This is a genomic window from Rhodopseudomonas sp. BAL398, assembly GCF_033001325.1.
Taxonomy (GTDB): Bacteria; Pseudomonadota; Alphaproteobacteria; order Rhizobiales; family Xanthobacteraceae; genus JARJEH01.
The window spans coordinates 3,577,339-3,595,571 of the sequence record NZ_CP133111.1 but is presented as its reverse complement, the minus strand read 5'-3'; the positions used below and the strand labels follow the sequence as shown (position 1 = coordinate 3,595,571).

18 protein-coding genes are annotated in these 18,233 nt (G+C 63.0%); 15 read left to right on the top strand and 3 right to left on the bottom strand.

The genetic code is table 11. The features are described 5' to 3' along the window. Nucleotides 1–28: 28 nt before the first annotated feature. The 6 genes from nifW (at nt 29) to RBJ75_RS16935 (ending at nt 5,821) form a co-directional block, all read left to right on the top strand. Entirely contained in the window at nt 29–373 is a 345-nt protein-coding gene (nifW, locus tag RBJ75_RS16960; RefSeq protein ID WP_044417299.1) for a nitrogenase stabilizing/protective protein NifW, read from the top strand. A gap of 526 nt (nt 374–899) precedes the next feature. After that, entirely contained in the window at nt 900–1,745 is an 846-nt protein-coding gene (locus RBJ75_RS16955) for an electron transfer flavoprotein subunit beta/FixA family protein (RefSeq protein ID WP_044418478.1), read from the top strand. Nucleotides 1,746–1,764: 19 nt separating this feature from the next. After that, nucleotides 1,765–2,874 (top strand): electron transfer flavoprotein subunit alpha/FixB family protein, encoded by a 1,110-nt coding sequence (locus RBJ75_RS16950; RefSeq protein ID WP_044418480.1) that lies wholly within the window; start codon nt 1,765–1,767, stop codon nt 2,872–2,874. Between the two features lie 11 nt (nt 2,875–2,885). Then, entirely contained in the window at nt 2,886–4,193 is a 1,308-nt protein-coding gene (locus RBJ75_RS16945; protein ID WP_044418482.1) for an FAD-dependent oxidoreductase, read from the top strand. Between the two features lie 71 nt (nt 4,194–4,264). Beyond that, on the top strand, nt 4,265–4,561 hold the full coding sequence (locus RBJ75_RS16940) for a ferredoxin family protein (RefSeq protein ID WP_044418484.1): 297 nt from the start codon (nt 4,265–4,267) through the stop codon (nt 4,559–4,561). Between the two features lie 234 nt (nt 4,562–4,795). Then, nucleotides 4,796–5,821 carry an IS110 family transposase gene (locus RBJ75_RS16935; RefSeq protein WP_044418362.1) on the top strand — a complete coding sequence of 342 codons (1,026 nt, stop codon included), beginning with the start codon at nt 4,796–4,798 and terminating at the stop codon, nt 5,819–5,821. Between the two features lie 384 nt (nt 5,822–6,205). Here the strand turns inward: RBJ75_RS16935 and RBJ75_RS16930 are convergent, their stop codons facing one another. Further along, nucleotides 6,206–6,787 carry a DUF2478 domain-containing protein gene (locus RBJ75_RS16930; RefSeq protein ID WP_044411141.1) on the bottom strand — a complete coding sequence of 194 codons (582 nt, stop codon included), beginning with the start codon at nt 6,785–6,787 and terminating at the stop codon, nt 6,206–6,208. A 305-nt stretch (nt 6,788–7,092) separates the two neighbouring features. Between RBJ75_RS16930 and RBJ75_RS16925 the strand changes: the two genes are divergently transcribed. Beyond that, the gene (locus tag RBJ75_RS16925; RefSeq protein ID WP_044411133.1) at nt 7,093–7,455 is read left to right on the top strand and encodes a hypothetical protein; all 363 of its coding nucleotides are present in this window, start codon (nt 7,093–7,095) and stop codon (nt 7,453–7,455) included. Nucleotides 7,456–7,493: 38 nt separating this feature from the next. On the opposite strand, the gene RBJ75_RS16920 is transcribed toward RBJ75_RS16925, so the two are convergent. Next, entirely contained in the window at nt 7,494–8,612 is a 1,119-nt protein-coding gene (locus tag RBJ75_RS16920) for a glycosyltransferase (RefSeq protein ID WP_044411136.1), read from the bottom strand. Nucleotides 8,613–8,980: 368 nt separating this feature from the next. Between RBJ75_RS16920 and RBJ75_RS16915 the strand changes: the two genes are divergently transcribed. After that, on the top strand, nt 8,981–10,069 hold the full coding sequence (locus RBJ75_RS16915) for an NAD-dependent epimerase/dehydratase family protein (RefSeq protein ID WP_044411138.1): 1,089 nt from the start codon (nt 8,981–8,983) through the stop codon (nt 10,067–10,069). 13 nt (nt 10,070–10,082) lie between these two features. Next, complete coding sequence (locus tag RBJ75_RS16910) at nt 10,083–11,384, top strand: DUF4910 domain-containing protein (protein WP_044411144.1); 1,302 nt, start codon at nt 10,083–10,085, stop codon at nt 11,382–11,384. Nucleotides 11,385–11,598: 214 nt separating this feature from the next. Here RBJ75_RS16910 and rfbC read toward each other — a convergent pair whose 3' ends face one another. After that, complete coding sequence (rfbC, locus tag RBJ75_RS16905) at nt 11,599–12,129, bottom strand: dTDP-4-dehydrorhamnose 3,5-epimerase (RefSeq protein ID WP_044405682.1); 531 nt, start codon at nt 12,127–12,129, stop codon at nt 11,599–11,601. 194 nt (nt 12,130–12,323) lie between these two features. Here rfbC and RBJ75_RS16900 point away from each other — a divergent pair, with 194 nt between their 5' ends. From RBJ75_RS16900 to RBJ75_RS16875, 6 genes are all read left to right on the top strand, one after another. Further along, nucleotides 12,324–13,613 (top strand): class I SAM-dependent methyltransferase, encoded by a 1,290-nt coding sequence (locus tag RBJ75_RS16900; RefSeq protein ID WP_044405684.1) that lies wholly within the window; start codon nt 12,324–12,326, stop codon nt 13,611–13,613. Further along, nucleotides 13,610–14,407: a glucose-1-phosphate cytidylyltransferase gene (locus RBJ75_RS16895; RefSeq protein WP_044405662.1), complete on the top strand. Its 798-nt coding sequence runs from the start codon at nt 13,610–13,612 to the stop codon at nt 14,405–14,407. Before RBJ75_RS16900 ends, RBJ75_RS16895 begins: the two co-directional genes overlap by 4 nt. Beyond that, nucleotides 14,407–15,060 carry a PIG-L deacetylase family protein gene (locus tag RBJ75_RS16890; RefSeq protein ID WP_044405665.1) on the top strand — a complete coding sequence of 218 codons (654 nt, stop codon included), beginning with the start codon at nt 14,407–14,409 and terminating at the stop codon, nt 15,058–15,060. The genes RBJ75_RS16895 and RBJ75_RS16890 overlap by 1 nt, the downstream gene beginning before the upstream one ends. An 80-nt stretch (nt 15,061–15,140) precedes the next feature. Beyond that, nucleotides 15,141–16,250 (top strand): hypothetical protein, encoded by a 1,110-nt coding sequence (locus tag RBJ75_RS16885; protein ID WP_052628807.1) that lies wholly within the window; start codon nt 15,141–15,143, stop codon nt 16,248–16,250. Further along, nucleotides 16,247–17,761, top strand: coding sequence for a lipopolysaccharide biosynthesis protein (locus RBJ75_RS16880; protein ID WP_044405667.1), 1,515 nt, complete (start codon nt 16,247–16,249; stop codon nt 17,759–17,761). The genes RBJ75_RS16885 and RBJ75_RS16880 overlap by 4 nt, the downstream gene beginning before the upstream one ends. 20 nt (nt 17,762–17,781) lie before the next feature. After that, nucleotides 17,782–18,219 carry a hypothetical protein gene (locus tag RBJ75_RS16875; protein ID WP_044405669.1) on the top strand — a complete coding sequence of 146 codons (438 nt, stop codon included), beginning with the start codon at nt 17,782–17,784 and terminating at the stop codon, nt 18,217–18,219. The last annotated feature ends 14 nt before the right edge of the window (nt 18,220–18,233 follow it).

Below are 18,233 nucleotides of genomic sequence, written 5' to 3'. Positions count from 1 at the left end.
CGACCTGTTGACCATGAGGAGAACGCAGATGAACGCGACCGCGGGAACAAGTGAGCAGGCGAGCGTAATCGACCAGCTGAAGCGCGCCTCCTCGGCGGAGGATTTCTTCGCGCTGCTCGGCGTCGATTATGATCCCAAACTCGTCGACGTCGCCCGCCTGCACATTCTGAAGCGGATGGGCCAGTACCTCGCCTCTGAGGACCTCGACGGCCTGCCGGGCGCGGTGGTCGGCGCCCGCTGCAAGGCGGTGCTGGAGCGGGCCTATGCCGACTTCGTCGCCTCGTCGCCGCTCGATCAGCGCGTGTTCAAGGTCTTGAAGGACGCGGTGGCGCCGAAGCCGACCAATTTCGTGCGCTTGGAAGATCTGAAGTAACCGCGGCGCTGTCATCGGACTCCGAGAGATTTGCCGCCATCGACTCACTTGGCGGCGGGTCCCTTCACCTCTCCCATAGGGAGAGGTCGGATTGCGAAGCAATCCGGGTGAGGGGTTACAACCTATCGATAGGTATTACCCCCTCACCCCAACCCTCTCCCCATGGGAGAGGGGGCGCGCTGCCGGTGTGGCCATGCATCGAGCAAGATCGGGCAATTGCCGGAATGGTTCCGCTTTTGGCGACCTCAGGCCCGTGTCGAACGCGTGGTCGCGCGATCCGAACCGCACCCGCCGCGGATCCGCATCAGCTGTACGTGCAACGTTCCCGTCATCGGCTTCCCACTGCGTCCGGTTCGGTCAGGGCGCTGTCGACTTCCAGACAAGTGTTCGATTTGCGCTGCCGCCGACAAATCGGGACGATCGCGACTGCTTTGGCAAGTGCTTGGTTGCACGCATGAAATTGTCGCCGGCCAAAGTTGGTACGAGGCTTGCTGTTCAGTTGGGGTTAGCAACCGCGGAGCAGACCATGCATATCGTCGTATGTATCAAGCAGGTTCCGGACTCGGCGCAGATCCGCGTCCATCCGGTCACCAATACGATCATGCGCCAGGGCGTGCCGACGATCATCAATCCCTATGATCTGTTCGCGCTCGAAGAGGCGTTGAGGCTGCGCGACAAATTCGGCGGCGAGGTCACGGCGCTGACCATGGGGCCGCCCTCGGCCGAGGATTCCTTGCGCAAGGCGCTCACCTTCGGCGCGGATCGCGCCGTGCTATTGACCGACCGGTTCTTTGCCGGCGCCGATACGCTGGCGACGAGCTACGCGCTGGCCTCGGCGGTGCGCAGGATCGACACCACCTTCGGCGCCGTCGACATCGTGTTTACCGGCAAGCAGACCATCGACGGCGATACCGCCCAGGTCGGCCCCGGCGTCGGCAAGCGGCTGGATTTCATGCAGCTGACTTACGTCTCCAAGGTGGTCGCACTCGATCTCGCCGGCCGCAGCATTGATGTCGAGCGCCGCTCCGAAGGCGGTGTGCAGGTGCTACGCAGCCGGCTGCCCTGCCTAATCACCATGCTGGAAGGCACCAATGAGGTGCGCCGCGGATCGATGGTCAACGCGCTCAGCGCCGCCCGCGCCAGCGTGGTGAAATGGAGCGCGCAGGACGCCGGCGTCGAGGACATCTCGAAATGCGGGCTGCGCGGTTCCCCGACCGTGGTCAAGCGGGTGTTCGCGCCGACCCCGCGCGCCGAAAAGGCCAAGATCGTCGACGTCGGCAGCCGTGCCCCCGCCGATGCGCTGATCGAGGAAATCTTCAACGTCCGGCCGAAGCTCGAATCCGACATGTTCGAACTCGCGCGCGGCTTTTGAACCAGGAAAGGGCGCTCCGATGAGCCAGCCGACCAAAACGCCGACCCCAGCCCCCGCCGGACGCGCCAACGCCAAGAAGGAGCTGTCCGAGCACTTCAAGCAGTACAAGCACGTTTGGGTCTTCATCGAGCAGGAGCGCGGTCACGTTCACTCGGTGTCGTGGGAATTGATGGGCTCGGGCCGCAAGCTCGCCGACAAGCTCGGGGTCGAACTGGCCGCGGTGGTGATCGGGCCTCCCGGTGAATCGATGCGCGCTGCCGTCGCCGAATCGTTCTGCTACGGCGCCGATCTCGCCTACACGGTCACCGACGAGGTGCTCACCGATTATCGCAACGAATCCTACACCAAAGCGCTGACCGATATCGTCAACACCTACAAGCCGGAAATCCTGCTGCTCGGCGCCACCACGCTCGGCCGCGATCTCGCCGGCGCGGTGGCGACCACACTGCTGACCGGGCTGACCGCCGACTGCACCGAACTCGATGTCGACAGCGACGGGTCGCTGGCGGCGACCCGGCCGACCTTCGGCGGCTCGCTGCTGTGCACGATCTACACGTTGAACTTCCGTCCGCAGATGGCGACGGTGCGGCCGCGGGTGATGCCGATGCCGGACCGGGTCGAGAAGATGGTCGGCCGCGTCATCGACCATCCGCTCGGCATGGTGGAAGCCGACATCGTCACCAAGGTGCTGGCCTTCGTGCCGGACCGCGACAAGGCACAATCCAACCTGGCCTATGCGGATGTCGTCGTCGCCGGCGGGCTTGGCTTGAACTCGATGGAGAACTTCCAGCTGGTGCGGCAGCTCGCCTCCGTGCTCGGCGCCGAATATGGCTGCTCGCGGCCGCTGGTGCAAAAGGGCTGGGTGTCATCGGACCGCCAGATCGGCCAGACCGGCAAGACCATCCGGCCGAAACTCTACATCGCCGCCGGCATCTCCGGCGCCATCCAGCATCGCGTCGGCGTCGACGGCGCCGATCTGATCGTCGCCATCAACACCGACAAGAATGCGCCGATCTTCGATTTCGCCCATCTGGCCTTGGTCACCGATGCGATCCGGCTGTTGCCGTCGCTGACCGAGGCATTCCGCAAACGGCTGTCGCCGCACACCCGCGACCGCATCGCCAGCTAGAGGAGATCGTCATGATTGAGGAACGCTTCGATGCGATCGTGGTCGGCGCCGGCATGGCCGGGAATGCCGCAGCCTTCACGCTGGCCAATCGCGGGCTCAAGGTGCTGCAGATCGAGCGCGGCGAATATGCCGGCTCGAAAAACGTCCAGGGCGCAATTCTCTATGCCGATATGCTGGAGAAGATGATCCCGGATTTCCGCGAGGACGCGCCGCTGGAGCGGCATTTGGTCGAGCAGCGCTTCTGGATGATGGACGAGCGCGCCCATACCGGGCTGCATTATCGCTCCGACGACTTCAACGAAGAGCGCCCGAACCGCTACACCATCATCCGCGCCCAGTTCGACCGCTGGTTCTCCTCCAAGGTACAGGAGGCCGGCGCCATCGTGCTGTGCGAGACCACCGTCAAGGAACTGGTCAAGGACGCCTATGGACGGGTGATCGGCGTGCTCACCGATCGTGACGGCGGCGAGGTCCATGCCGACGTTGTGGTGCTGGCGGAGGGCGTCAATGGTCTGCTCGGTACCAAGGCCGATCTGCGCGCGATCCCGAAGCCTGAGAACGTCGCGCTCGCCGTCAAGGAAATGCATTTCCTGCCGCGCGAGACCATCGAGTCGCGCTTCAACCTGAAGGGCGACGAGGGTACCGTGATCGAGGCCGCCGGCACCATCTCGCGGGGCATGGCCGGCATGGGCTTCATCTATGCCAACAAGGAATCGATCTCGGTCGGAATCGGCTGCCTGGTGTCGGATTTCCAGAAGACCGGCGAGACGCCCTATGATCTGCTGGAGCGGTTCAAGCAGCACCCCTCGGTGGCGCCGTTGCTCGAAGGCTCCGAGGTCAAGGAATATGCCGGCCATCTGATTCCTGAAGGCGGCTACAACGCCGTGCCCAAGCTCTATGGCGACGGCTGGGTGGTGGTCGGCGACGCCGCGCAGCTCAACAATTTCGTCCACCGCGAAGGCTCCAATCTGGCGATGACGTCGGGACGGATCGCAGCCGAAGCGATCTTCCAGGTGAAGTCGCGCAAGGAGCCGATGACGGCGCAGAATCTCTCGATCTACAAAGACATGCTCGATAACTCCTTCGTCATGAAGGATCTCAAGAAGTACAAGGACATGCCCGGGCTGCTGCACATCCAGTCGCAGAACTTCTTCCTGACCTATCCGCAGCTGGTGTCGAAGGCGATGCAGAATTTCGTTCGCGTCGACGGCACGCCGAAGGTCGAGAAAGAAAAGGTCACGGTGAAGTCGTTCGTGGCGGCGCGCTCCTGGACCGGCCTGTTCGGCGACGCCATCAGATTCGCACGGGCCTGGCGATAATCACTGAACGATAGGGACACGGATCCGGCGCCCCGGGACGTGATTGATCTGGCAATCTGGAGGTCGAGACGATGACAACGGAAATCGCGGTGCGCGTCGAGGACAAGCTGTTTCAGAACCGCTATCAGGTCGATGTCGGCCAGGCTCACATCAAGGTGAAGCCGCATACCAAGCCGTCGCCGGCGCTGCTGGCGCTGCTCAAGGCGTGCCCGGCGCATTGCTATGAACTCAACAGCAATGGCCAGGTCGAAATCGCAGCCGACGGCTGCGTCGAATGCGGCACCTGCCGGGTGATTGCCGAGCCCGGCGGCGATATCGAATGGAGCTATCCGCGCGGCGGCTATGGCGTGCTGTTCAAATTCGGCTGAGGCCTCGTCGAGGCGCGGGATCGCGACTATTGGGGCCCGTCATTCCGGGGCGCGAGCAGCTTCGCTGCGAGCGAACCCGGAATCTCGCCGAAGTGTATCCTGCATCACCGCGAGATTCCGGGTTCGCACGGCCTGCGGCCGAGCGCCCCGGAATGATGGTGTGGACGGCCCCACCTAAACGGCATCAAGTGCCAAGACGTGGTCGCCGGAGCGCCACAGAAAGGGAGGCCGTCCATGACCAAGTTTATCAGAACCGCACTCGATCTGGGCAAGAGCTATTTTCAGTTTCACGGGCTCGAGAGCGAGGATGGCAGGGCGATCTCGCGCAAGCTGACGCGATCGAAGCTGCGTGAGTTCTATGCGCGGATCGAGCCCTGCCGGGTCGGGATGGAGGCTTGCGGCTCGGCGCATTACTGGGCGCGCGAGCTGGTCGCGATGGGGCACCAGGTGGTGTTGATCCCGCCGGCTTACATCAAGCCCTACGTCAAGCGCGGCAAGAACGACGAGGTCGACGCGGCGGCGATCTGCGAGGCGATGTCACGGCCGGTGATGCGGTTCGTGCCGATCAAGAGCGCTGAGCAACAAGCGGTGCTGATTCTGCACAAGTCCCGCGAACTGCTGGTCAAGCAGCGCACCATGAGCGTCAATGCGCTGCGCGGCCATCTCGCCGAGTTTGGCGTTGTCGCCGCCAAGGGCATCGGCCGGGTCGATGAACTGATCGCGCTGGCGCAGGCGGACGCCGATTTGCCGCAGCTCGCCAAAACCACCGTCGATTGCTTGGCTTCGCATCTGCAAGGTCTCGACCAGGCGATCGCGACGGTGGAGCACGAGATCGCCGAAGCGCATCGACACAATCCGACCAGTCAGCTGCTCGATCAGATTCCAGGCGTCGGGCCGCTGATCGCCTCGGCCGTCGCCGCCAGCGTTCCCGATCCGGCCGTGTTCAAATCGGGTCGCGACTTCGCCGCCTGGCTGGGACTAACGCCCAGACAAAATTCCAGCGGCGGCAAGGCCAAGCTTGGTGCCATCACCAAGCAGGGCAACCGCTACATCCGCAAGATGCTGGTGGTGGGAGCAAGGTCGGTGCTGCGCGTCGCCGGGCGGCGCACAGGCGCGCTGGCCGATTGGATCAACGCGATGCGGACCAGAAAGCCCGAGCGGCTGGTGGCGGTGGCGCTGGCCAACAAGCTCGCCAGGATCTGCTGGGCGCTGATGACCAGCGGCGAGAGCTTCCGCCCCGAGGCCTATAGCCGGGCCTGAGCCAAGGCAGAGCGCGACCGCCGCAACCCGTTTCGAGTTTGGCAAGTGCAACAGACGTGATGAACGACACGGTCACCACCGAAAGCCAGGGACACCCCGCCCCCAGTCACGAGCATCAAGCTCGCCGGAATGATCGGGACCAGGGCAATCGGAACTCATCAGGGCCAGCGGACATAGCTCCGTACCAAAAGGCCGGACATATGACCGCTGCTGACCAAATCGTTCAACACGTCAAAAAAGCGCTTGCCAATCGGGGCCGTCCACATATGACGGAGCGGTTGGTGGGCGCCTCAGCCTGTCGCGACCGATGCGACCGTTCTCTTCACCGGAGATCAATCAGGCTGGCGATCCATCAGGCCGGTGATCGCTCGGGCCTGCGGCCGATCAGGCCGCCGATGACGCCAGCGCAATGGCGCCGGTGATCTCGTGCTGGGTGTCGAAGCCGCGTCGCGCCAGCCAGTGATGCAGCCGTAGCGAACCGATCGCGGCTTCCTCGGCAAGGCCGTCGGTGAACACCCGCCACGGCCCGATGTTCCGCTGCGGGACGCCGACCACCACCGGAATGCCGCACTCCATCGCCTCGCCGATCACCTCACACAGGCCTTTGCCCTTGGTCTCGAGCGGACCGAACTTGTTCAGGATCAGCAATTCAGGGCCGTTTCGCATCGAGGCGGAAATCAGCGCCGCGGCCTCCTGCAGGGCCGCCGGATCGAGCCGGCATCCGGCCGTATCCTCGGCGCGATCCTCGGACAGCTGCAGAATGATCCGGGAAGCGAGTTCCTCGACCTCCATGTCGCAGCCGAGCGCGCGGTCGCGCGAGCCGGCCGGAACGATCCCGGCAACGGCGATGCCTGCATCACGCAGGCGAAAGCCGAAATCGGAAAAGAAACGCCCCGCAGCGGCCCCGTCCGAATAGACGATGCCGAGGATCGAGGGTCTTGCCAACGTGCCGTGACTTCGAAACATCAGCCCATCCATCGCGCCCAGGTAGCACTTTCGTCGTATGATGTGCCAGACTCCCGCCACCGCCGCCTTGCGTCAAATCAATCCCGCCGGCGCCCGCCAGGGGGCCGACTTGGATGCATGGCGCCGCAGCCATCGCGCGACGGGAACGTGGAGCGATAAGCCAATGTTCATCGGCGCTGCCGTATCGATACGGCGGCAGGGCCGGATCGCGTGCGAAAGTCTGTGCCAGGCAGAGAATCAATGTATGGCTCGGTGCGACACCGTCGGGACGGCGCGACCGACGGATTCAGGGAAGACTTCCATAAATGGACTCGTTCAAGACAGCCGAGATGGCGCTGCGGATTGCGGCCTGGCTCGCGATCGCCGTGATCGCATTCGTGACGCTGGGTCCCTTGGACCTGCGGCCGAACAGCGGGTTGGGCCCCAATCCGGAACGCTTCCTGGCGTTTCTGGTGGTGGGCGCCTTGTTCGCGGCGGCCTATCCCCGCTACATCTGGTTTGCCGCGGCGATCGTGCTCGGTTCGGCGATCCTGCTCGAAGTGTTCCAATGGTGGGCGCCGTCCCGGCATGGCCGGCCGCTGGATGCCGCGGTCAAGGTCGCCGGCGGCATTGTCGGTCTGACCGCCGGATGGCTGCTGACCAGCTTGGTTCGATCGCGCCAGGATTGACCCACCGCCGCGCGCCGCGCGGGCCAAAGCGCGCCGGCCTAAACCCGCGATGCGATCTCGGCGAGTCGCTGGGCCCGGATCTGCATCTGCTCGGTCGGCGCCAGGCCCATGATCTCGAACACGGTCTGGATGCGATAAAGCCAGTCGTGGCGTAGCGCGGCTTGCCTGGCGTTCTCGCGCATGACGGCGCGCAAGCGCCCGGGATTGCCGTTCAGCTCCGCCAGGATCTGGCCGATATCGGGAGAATCGAACGGCAGATGGATCACCGCGTCCGGCCAGTCGAATTGCCGCTTGAACTCATCGATGCGCGGCGCTTCGCCGAGCATCACCGTGCCCGCCGCCGCGCCCTCATAGAACCGCGCGGAGATTTCGTCGCGGCCGGCCGCGAAGCCCGGATCGTTCACATGGCTGCGATTGGCGATGAAGTAACGGCTGTTCTTGAGCAGCGTCGCCAGCATGCGTCGATGCTCCTGCGGTTGGTCGACGCGGAAGGTGCGCTGCTTCAGGTCGATTCCGCTCGCCGCCACCGTGTCGAAATAATAGAAGCTCTGCCGCCGCTCGGCATCCTCCAGCAAGGCCTGATGCGTGACCGCCGAGCGTCGGCCGATATTGCTGAGCTCGATCGGGCGCGGCTGATCCGGGGCGGGCGCAAAACGCAGCACGTCGACCGCGAGCGGCAAGTAACTGCACGGCCTGCCGGTGATGCCCGCGATGTCGTCGACGCTGTCGCGCAATCCGAGAAAGATGTGATCGAAGCCGGATAACAGCTCGATCAGATAGTCCGGCAGGTTGTTGGACCAGACTTCGGTGATGAAGCAGGCCGCCTTGCGGCACCGTTGCCGCCAATTCGGAATCGCCGCCAGAGAATAGAGTTCGAAGGCGTGGCTGAAGACCGGGAAGAACAGCTCGTAATCGCGATCCAGCGTCACGCCGCCACGCGGGGCGGGTGCGAACCGCCGGGCCAATTCCGGCGAGCCCGACAGGCTGCGGGCAAGTTTGTAGGCGCGACGGGAGAATTCCAACGAGGGCAAGTCGGTCACGTCGATCCGTCTCGCGCTTGTCACGGCCGCGACGGTGTCCTCGAATTCATAGGCCAGGCAATAAGCGACGAGATCGGAAATCCGCCGTTCGGATAGCAGCAATACCTTGTCTTGCACGAGTAGGCGTCCCCCTGATCGCAGCGATGTTGCGCGCTTTCGTGCGGAACAGACCATGTTTGCATCATGCCTTCAATGCTCTCAAAGCCGCCCGCTTCGCCGGTTTCGCCCGTTAAGGTAAAATTCGACATAAGTTCATCGCGCGATCAGCACGGCATGTCGTCGGCGGCACTCGGTCGAGCAGAGCCATTGATCTGGTAATCGTAGGGAAACAGCCCGCGTCGGGGCCGCAGCGGAACCATGATCGTAACGCCGAAACCGCGAATTGTGATTAACCTAAATCCAGAACGTTGCGTGTGTTTCCGGGGAAACATCGCCTACATTGCAGTCCAGAAAATTCATCGAAGCCAACCGATTGAGGTGTGAAAATGCGTGTATTGCTGACCGGACATCTTGGTTATATCGGCACGGTCATGACGCCCATGTTGCTGGAGGCGGGTCACTCGGTCGTCGGTCTGGATAGCAACCTGTATGAGCGCTGCACATTTCCGCAAGGCGGCAAAATCCACGATGTGCCGACCATCGACAAGGATACCCGCGACGTTGAGCTCGCCGATTTCAAAGGCATCGATGCGGTTCTGCATCTCGCGGCGCTGTCCAACGATCCGCTCGGCAATCTCAAGCCGGGGCTGACCGACGACATCAATCACCGCGCCAGCGTGCGCATCGCCGAACTGGCCAAGAAGGCCGGCGTCAGCCGCTTTGTCTTCGCGTCGTCCTGCAGCAATTACGGCAAGGCCGGCGAAGGCATGATCGATGAGACCGGCGCGCTCAATCCGGTGACGGCCTATGGCGTATCCAAGGTCAATTCCGAACGCGGCATCGCGCGGCTCGCCGGCGACGGCTTCTGTCCGGTCTATCTGCGGCCGGCGACGGCCTATGGCCTGTCGCCGCGACTGCGGTTCGACGTCGTGCTCAACAATCTCGTCGCCTGGGCGGTCACGACCAAGAAAATCCATTTGAAGTCGGATGGCACGCCGTGGCGGCCGATCGTGCATATCGAGGACATCTCGCGGGCCTTCATCGCCGCGCTGGAAGCGCCGGTGGATGCGGTGTTCAACGAAGCCTTCAATGTCGGCCAGACCCCCCACAACTACCAGATCCGCGATCTGGCCAAGATCGTCGCCGAGGTCGTGCCCGGCTGCGAGGTCGAATTTGCCGATGGCGCCGGCCCCGACACACGATCCTATCGCGTCAGCTTCGACAAGATCCGAACCCGGCTGCCGGCGTTCAAGCCGCAATGGGACGCCAAGAAGGGTGCCGAGCAGCTTTACAAGGCCTACCAGACCTCCGGCATCACGCTGGAGGAATTCGAAGGGCCGCGCTATCAGCGCATCGGGCACATCAACAAGCTGCTGGCCGACGGCATCCTCAATGACGATCTGCGGCACCGCGCGATGGGCCATCGCCACGCCGGCGAAGCTGCCGACCAGGCTGCCGTGCTGGCGAGCTCTTGAGCTCGAGGGCGTTTTGGACAAGTCTCTGATCGATGATGTCGGCACCGAGATCTTCGCGCTGGCCGTGAAGATCTTTCCGATCTGCCGCAGCATCACCGGCGATGGCGTCAGGCAAACCTTGCGCGAGGTCGCCGCCCATATCGCGCTCGATATCCATGAGGTTCCGACCGGAACCCAGGTGCTGGACTGGACCGTTCCGCGCGAATGGAATATCCGCGACGCCTTTATCAAGAACGCGCGCGGCGAGCGGATCGTCGATTTCAACCAGTCCAATCTGCACGTCATGGGCTACAGCGTGCCGGTTCGGCAGCGGATCTCGCTCGCCGAGCTGAAGCAGCACGTCTACACGCTGCCCGATCAACCCGACCTGATCCCTTATCGGACGTCGTATTACGCCGAAAACTGGGCATTCTGCATGGCGCATCGCCAGCTCGAAGCGTTACCGGACGAGACCTATGAGGTCTCGATCGATTCCACTTTGGCGGACGGGCATCTGACCTATGGAGAGTTCTTCCATCAGGGCGAGAGCGCGGACGAGTTCCTGCTGTCGGCCCATATCTGCCACCCCTCGCTGGCCAACGACAATTGCTCCGGCATCGCGCTGCTGACGCAGCTGGCCAAGCGCATCTCCACGATGCGCACCCGCTACAGCTATCGGTTTCTGTTCGCCCCCGGCACGATCGGCGCCATCACCTGGCTGGCGCGCAACGAGGACAAGGTCGATCGCATCAAGCACGGCCTGGTGGTCTCGATGGTCGGCGACCCCCGCGGGCCGACCTATAAAAGGAGCCGGCGCGGCGACAGCGAGATCGACCGGACCATGATCCATGCGCTGCGCCATGCGGGCCTGTCGCCGACCATCGAGGCGTTCTCGCCTTACGGCTATGACGAGCGGCAATATTGCTCGCCCGGGTTCAACCTGCCCGTCGGCCTGTTCCAGCGCAGCAAGTTCGGCGCCATTCCGCAATATCATACGTCGGCCGATAATCTGGATTTCATCAGCCCGGATGTGTTGGGCCAATCCTATCGGCTGATCGAGACGGCGATCGGCGCGATCGAGGCCAACGGCACCTATTGCAACATGTTCCCCAAAGGCGAGCCGCAGCTCGGCAGGCGCGGGCTCTACGGCGCGATCGGCGGCGACAAGGACGCCGCCGCCGCCAATATGGCGATGCTGTGGATCCTCAACCTGTCGGACGGCAGCCATTCATTGCTGGACATCGCCGAACGCGCCGATCTTCCCTTCGCGGTGGTACAAAGAACCACGAAAGTGCTCGAAGACAAGGGATTGCTTGAGCCTCTGCGCGAGGCCTAAGAGTCTGACTGAAAAAGAAGCCATAAAATCGAGCTTGATTCGTCTTTGCGAGCCGAGGACGGCGCATCGCGCCGTCCGACCGCGAAGCAATCCAGGGACATCAAGCAAGAACTGGATTGCTTCGTCGCAAGAGCTCCTCGCAATGACGACCTTGAAGGCCGCGTTTTGTTGATCGTTGTTTCAGCCAGGCTCTAAGGCTGAGGCCCCGCCTTGCTCACCCGGCAAAATCCGGCCAGCGCCGATCCTTGTCGTTGATCGTCGTCACCGGCAACGGCCAATCGATGCCGAAGGCGGGATCATCGTGGCGCACGCCGCTGGCCGCGTCCGGCGCGTAGAAATCCGAAATCAGGTAGTTGACCCGCGCGTCGTCGCTCAGCGTCTGGAACCCATGCGCAAAGCCGCGCGGGATATAGAGCTGCAATCCGTTGTCGGCGGATAATTCGAAGCCGAGCCAGCGCCGAAATGTCGGCGACTCCGGCCGCAAATCGATGATGACGTCAAAGATTGATCCGATGAGGCAGCGCACCAGCTTCACCTCGCCGTGAGGGGCGCGCTGAAAATGCATCCCGCGTAGCGTGCCCTTGTGCAAGGAGTGGGAGATGCTGTGCTGCGGAAACACGGTTTCGAGGCCTTGGTCCCGGAACTCGTTGACGCAAAAGGTGCGGGCGAAGAAACCGCGCTCGTCCCGCATCGGCTCCGGATGAACCAGCATCGCGCCGTTAAGATTGATTACTTCGAAGCGCATGATTTTCGCACTTTCCATTGTGGTTGGATTAACCACGGCGAGGTTACCAACACCCGGTTTAAGTATCGATAACTCCGTCAATTTTTACCATAAATCGCCGCGACGCTTCAAATTGTCCGCGCTTATGCGATAGATGGCTGACGCAACGAATGACTAAAACGGACAGCCATTTTCATTTCAGCGAAGAGCGGCTCATGAACGCACATTCCAAACCCCAGTCGATCGCCTCGAAATCCAGCTTCGGCCGCTGCCGGCTATGCGACAAGCCGATCACGACGAGCTTCATGGACCTCGGCATGTCGCCGCTGTGCGAGAGCTTCCTGACCGCCGAGCAGATCGACGCCAGCGAGTCGTTCTATCCGCTGCACGCGCTGGTCTGTGATAATTGCTTCCTGGTGCAGCTGAAGGAATATGTCCAGCCGGAGCACATCTTCACCGAATATGCTTACTTCTCGTCCTATTCGACCTCCTGGGTCGAGCACGCGCGGCGCTATTGCGAAATGATCAAGGGCCGGCTGAACCTGGGCGGCAGCAGCCGGGTCTATGAGATCGCCAGCAATGACGGCTACCTGCTGCAGCATTTCCTGCCGCTCGGCGTCCCGGTGACCGGGATCGAACCGGCCGCCAATGTGGCCGAGGTCGCCAAGCAGAAGAATGTCCCGACGCTGGTCGAGTTCTTCGGCCTCGCGCTGGCGCAGCGCCTGGCCTCGGAAGGCAAGACGGCCGACCTGATCATCGGCAACAACGTGCTGGCACAGGTGCCGGACCTCAATGATTTCGTCGCCGGCATGGCGCATCTCTTGGCGCCGCAGGGCGCGATCACGCTGGAATTCCCCCACCTCGAAAAGCTGATCAACGAGAATCAGTTCGACACCATCTATCACGAGCATTTCTCGTATTTCTCGCTGGTGACGATCGATCGCATGGCAAAACGCCATGGTCTGAAGCTGTTCGACGTCGAACAGATCCCGACCCATGGCGGCTCGCTGCGGGTCTATCTGTGCCGCGACGACGCCGCGCATCCGGTGTCGTCGAACGTCACCGCATTGCTGGCCCATGAGCGCGGCATCGGTCTGGAGGATATCGCGTCCTACGGGCAGTTTGCCGCCGGCGTCCACCACACCAAGCGGCAATTGCTGTCGTTCCTGATCGACTGCAAGGAGAAGGGCGCGCGGCTGTGCGGCTACGGCGCGCCGGGCAAGGGCAACACGCTGCTGAATTATTGCGGCATCGGCACCGATTTTCTCGACTTCACCGTCGACCGAAATCCCTACAAGCACGGCCGCTTTACGCCCGGCATGCACATTCCGATCCACCCGGTCGAGATGATCGACGAGATCCGGCCCGATTATCTGCTGATCCTGCCGTGGAATCTGAAGAAAGAGATCGTCGCCCAGATGCGCCACGTCGGCGATTGGGGCTGCAAATTCGTGGTCCCGATTCCCCGCGTTGAAATCATCGATCCACGAAAGGTCGCAGCATGAAGGTCGTTCTGTTCTGCGGCGGGCTCGGAACCCGCATTCGCGAATATTCCGAAAGCATTCCCAAGCCGATGGTGCCGATCGGGCATCAGCCGATCCTGTGGCATGTGATGCAGTATTACAGCCAGTACGGGCACAATGATTTCATCCTGTGCCTTGGCTACAAGGCCAATGTCATCAAGGACTATTTCCTGAACTATCGGCAGACCGCGAACAGCGACTGCGTCATCACCGATTTCGGCAAGAAGGTCGAGATTCTCGGCGATCAACCGCCGGATTGGCGGGTGTCGCTGGTCGACACCGGGGCCTGGCGCAATATCGGCGAACGGCTGGTGGCGGTGCGGCATCTGGTCGAGGACGAGGAAATCTTCCTCGCCAATTACAGCGACGGGCTGAGCGACGTGCCGTTGCCGGAGATGATCGAGACGTTCAAGGCCAGCGGAAAGCTCGCCTGTTTCGTCGCCATCCATCCGCCGATCAGCTTCCATCTCGCCGAATTCGACGATGAGGGCTCGGTGCAGCGGATCCGCTCCAGCCAGGAATCGGAGATCTGGATCAATGGCGGCTTCTTCATCTTCCGCAAGGAGATCTTCGACTTCATCCAGGAAGGCGAGGAGCTGGTGCTCGAGCCGTTCAATCGGCTGATCGAGGGCGGCCACCTGATGGCCTACAAATATGAGGGCTTCTGGCGCGCGATGGATACGCTGCGGGATCGACAGGTCCTCGAGGACATGGTCGATCGCGGCGATACGCCATGGCGGCTGCAGACCCCGCTCAAACCCAGCAAGGTTGCCTGATGCGGCCGTTGCATCTCGCCAAGCCCGGGGAACGGCTGAGTGTGCTCTGTCTGGGCGCGCATTCGGACGATATCGAAATCGGCGCGGGCGCAACATTGCTGAGCCTGATCGAGCGCGGCGTGCAGCTCGACGTACATTGGTGCGTGCTGAGCGGCGGCGGGGTGCGCGACGACGAGGCGAAACGGTCGGCCGCCGATTTTCTGGCCGATGCGGCGACCGCGCAGGTCGAGGTCACGGCGTTTCGCGACGGCTTCTTTCCCGAGCAGGGCGAGGCGATCAAGCAATGGTTCGAGGCGCTCAAGCAGCGGGTCGAACCGGATCTGATTCTGACGCATCGGCGCGACGACGCCCATCAGGACCATCGCCAGGTCTGCCGGCTGACCTGGAACACATTCCGGGATCATCAGATCCTCGAATACGAGATCCCCAAATGGGATGGCGACATCGGGCAACCGAATGTCTACGTCCCGGTGTCGGCGCAAGCGCTGCAGCGCAAGATCGAGCTGTTGATCGCGCATTTCGGCAGCCAGCGCTCCAAGCAATGGTTCGACGAAGAGACCTTTCGCGGTCTGGCGCGGATCAGAGGCATGGAGTGCCGCGCGCCCGAGCGCTACGCCGAAGCTTTTTTCGGCCGCAAGCTTTCGCTGCTGTAACGGCCGCCGAAATGGCGGCGGATTGCCGTGGAGTTGCCGACCAATGATTTCGCCGACTAAGCCCTAACCGGAACGCCGCCATGAGAGCCGAGCTCGACAACAGCCTATCGTTGGGACTCCGCGCCGATGAATGGGTGCAGGTCCGTACCGCGGAGGAAATCTTCGCCACGCTGGATCGCAACGGGCGGCTGGACGAGCTGCCGTTCATGCCGGAAATGCTGAAATATTGCGGGACGACGCTGCGGGTCGGCAAGCGGGCCCACAAGACCTGCGATCCGGCGATGGGGGTCGGCGGCCGCAAGATGGCACGCACCGTTCACCTGGAAAATCTTCGCTGCGACGGGGCGGCGCATGATCAGTGCGAAGCGGGCTGTCTGATCTTCTGGAAAGAGGCCTGGCTGAAGCGGGTCGATCCCGCGACGACGCACGGCGCGGCGCCGGCAAACGGTGAGGCTACCGACCGCGTCCGCGCGATCGAGGCGTCGCTTCGCGCCGGCGTGAAGATCCCCCCTGCGCCCGGCGAAACCGAGCCGACCTATGTCTGCCAGAACACCCAGATCAAATTCGCCACCCAGCCGCTGAAATGGTGGGATCTGCGGCAATATTGGGAGGACTACAGCTCCGGCAATGTCCGCCTGTCGCAGCTCGCCGCCGGTTTGCTGTACTCGCTGTGGCGCACGGTGGCCGAAGCCGGGATCGGCCTCGGCTCGGCGATGCGCTGGAGCTATGACCGGTTCGCGCGCGCGGTCGGTGGCGCGCCCTATCCGGTGCGGCCGTTCGGCGTGCCGATCGGCACGCCGGTGCCGCGACAGCAGCTCGATCTGCAGCAGGGCGAGAGGGTCCGGGTCAAGCCGTTCAAGGATATTCTGCCGACGCTGGATTCCAACTATCGCAATCGCGGATTGTATTTCGACGTCGAAATGGTGCCGTTCACCGGGCGCACTTACGAGGTCGATCGGCGGCAGTCGCAGATCATCGACGAGTGCAGCGGCAAGATGGTGCGGTTCAAGACCGACGCGATCATCCTCAAGGATGTGGTCTGCCAGTCGCGCTATTCGGTCTGCCGTCGCTTCTGCCCGCGCGCGATCTATCCCTATTGGCGGGAGATCTGGCTGGAGCGTGCCACGGAAGATGCGGTGACGCCGTGTTCGGGCCGTGCGCCGTCGCCGGATGAGGGCGCCGTCATTTGAGCCGGAATGTCGATCGATATTTCGCCGACAACAAGGCCTTCGTCGGCCTTCAGCGCAGCTCGCTGCGCAGCGGCGTCACCTATGTGATCGCGCGGGGCCTCAACGTTTTCGTGCAGCTGGCGTCGACCGTCGTGCTGGCGCGTCTGCTCGGACCTCATGATTTCGGCCTCGTCGCCATCGTGCTGGCCCTGGTGGGGTTCGCCCCGATGCTGATCGATCTGGGAACCACCGAGGCGTCGATCCAGAAGACCCGGATCAGCGAGGTGGAAATCAGCTCGCTGTTCTGGCTCAATATCGCGATCGGCCTGCTGTTGACACTGTTGCTGGCCGGCGGCAGCGGTGTCATCGCGCGGATGTTCGACGAGCCGTCGCTGACCGGCATCGCGCTGGCGCTGTCGGCGACGTTCATCATGTCGGCGCTGTCGACCCAGCACTACGCGCTGATGCGCCGTGCCATGCAGTTCCGCCGCATTGCCATCATCGATATTTCGGCCAATGCGGTGGGCAGCGTGGTCAGCGTCGTGATGGCGCTCACCGGCTTTGGCTATTGGGCGCTGGTCGCAAAGCCGCTGGTGACGTCGACGCTGGCGGTTGCGGGCGTATGGACCGCCTGCCGCTGGGTGCCGGGGCGCCCGCTTGTCACGCCGGATGTGAGGGAATTGGTTCGCTTCGGCCTGGGCGTGACCGGATTCACCATGACCGACTATCTGTCGCGCGCGGGCGATCGCATCGCCATCGGCTATGTCTACGGGCCGGGTCCGCTCGGATATTTCCAGAATGCGTTTACGATCTACAGCAATCTGCTCAGCATTCTCACCGAGCCGCTGCACAGCATAGCGGTGTCCGGCCTGAGCAAGCTCAGGAATGACCTCGACCAGTTCAAGCGGGCATGGGCCACGGCATTGTCGTCGCTGAGCTTCTTCTCCGCCCCGGCCTTCGCGGTGCTGGCCGTCACCGGGCAGGATCTGGTGGTGCTGCTGCTGGGGCCGAAATGGGCGCCGGCCGGCCCATTGCTCTGCATCTTCGCGCTGCGCGGCATCGCCCATGGCGTCGAACGTTCATTGGGTTGGGTTCATGTCGCCGCCGGCCGGTCCGACCGCTGGATGCGGTGGGGATTGGTCAGCGCGCTGGTTCAGCTGGCCGCCTTGATCGCCGGTCTTCCCTTCGGCGTCATCGGCGTGGCGACGACCTATGCGGTCGTCATGTTCGGACTGTTCATTCCGGCGCTGGTCTATGCCGGGCGTCCGGTCGGCATAGGCTATGACGACGTGCTGCGCGCGGTGGGTCCGCCGACCATCGCGGCCCTCGCCGGCGTGGCGGTCGGGTTCGGAATCCAGCAGATCTTTCTGACGGATTACATTCAGCTGGTCCGGCCGTTGCTGTCGGGCGCGATCTGCCTCGCGGTCTATTTCGCCGTGGTGGTGGGCATCTTCAAGGTGACCGGACCGCTGCGATTGGGGCTTTCACTGTTGAGGGAATATGCCGCAAGGCGCTCCCTCGCTAATTCCTAACCGAACAGGCAGGGCAAATCATGGCACCGGTCGAACGATTTCTGGTCGGATTGGATAGTCCGCCGTGGAGCATGGCCTGGCGCGTTGCGCTTGGTCTTTCGATGCCCCCGCTGCTGCGCGCGATCTCCGGGTCCCGCGATCGGGTCTGGATGGATCTGGCGCTGTTCCTCGCGATCCTGATCGCGCTGTATTTGATCCCGGTCGTGCTCCGGCGGCTGTTGCCGTTCTCCGACGAGGCGAAGGAGATCTGGTCGGCGCGCCGCAGGATCGCCAAGCGGCACGATTCCTATCAATGGCAGAAGCTGTTCTGGATCGGGCTCGGTCTGTTTCCCTATACGGTGGTCGGCCATGGCCTTGGGCTTGGCGAATTGCTGATCACGCTCTTCTGTCTCCTCGGCGGCAGCGCCGGGCTGTTCTTCTGGAGCCGGATGGATTGGGCCAAGCAAGGCGGCGGCTGACCGAGTCTTTGCGG

Excerpts from the sequence above, each read along its gene's own strand:
- RBJ75_RS16890 (WP_044405665.1), top strand. The coding sequence starts at position 14,407 with ATGCGGCCGTTGCATCTCGCCAAGCCCGGGGAACGGCTGAGTGTGCTC.
- RBJ75_RS16885 (WP_052628807.1), top strand. The coding sequence starts at position 15,141 with ATGAGAGCCGAGCTCGACAACAGCCTATCGTTGGGACTCCGCGCCGAT.
- RBJ75_RS16925 (WP_044411133.1), top strand. The coding sequence starts at position 7,093 with ATGGACTCGTTCAAGACAGCCGAGATGGCGCTGCGGATTGCGGCCTGG.
- RBJ75_RS16945 (WP_044418482.1), top strand. The coding sequence starts at position 2,886 with ATGATTGAGGAACGCTTCGATGCGATCGTGGTCGGCGCCGGCATGGCC.
- RBJ75_RS16955 (WP_044418478.1), top strand. The coding sequence starts at position 900 with ATGCATATCGTCGTATGTATCAAGCAGGTTCCGGACTCGGCGCAGATC.
- RBJ75_RS16930 (WP_044411141.1), bottom strand. The coding sequence starts at position 6,787 with ATGTTTCGAAGTCACGGCACGTTGGCAAGACCCTCGATCCTCGGCATC.
- RBJ75_RS16875 (WP_044405669.1), top strand. The coding sequence starts at position 17,782 with ATGGCACCGGTCGAACGATTTCTGGTCGGATTGGATAGTCCGCCGTGG.
- RBJ75_RS16940 (WP_044418484.1), top strand. The coding sequence starts at position 4,265 with ATGACAACGGAAATCGCGGTGCGCGTCGAGGACAAGCTGTTTCAGAAC.
- RBJ75_RS16935 (WP_044418362.1), top strand. The coding sequence starts at position 4,796 with ATGACCAAGTTTATCAGAACCGCACTCGATCTGGGCAAGAGCTATTTT.
- nifW (WP_044417299.1), top strand. The coding sequence starts at position 29 with ATGAACGCGACCGCGGGAACAAGTGAGCAGGCGAGCGTAATCGACCAG.
- RBJ75_RS16950 (WP_044418480.1), top strand. The coding sequence starts at position 1,765 with ATGAGCCAGCCGACCAAAACGCCGACCCCAGCCCCCGCCGGACGCGCC.
- RBJ75_RS16900 (WP_044405684.1), top strand. The coding sequence starts at position 12,324 with ATGAACGCACATTCCAAACCCCAGTCGATCGCCTCGAAATCCAGCTTC.
- RBJ75_RS16895 (WP_044405662.1), top strand. The coding sequence starts at position 13,610 with ATGAAGGTCGTTCTGTTCTGCGGCGGGCTCGGAACCCGCATTCGCGAA.
- RBJ75_RS16915 (WP_044411138.1), top strand. The coding sequence starts at position 8,981 with ATGCGTGTATTGCTGACCGGACATCTTGGTTATATCGGCACGGTCATG.
- rfbC (WP_044405682.1), bottom strand. The coding sequence starts at position 12,129 with ATGCGCTTCGAAGTAATCAATCTTAACGGCGCGATGCTGGTTCATCCG.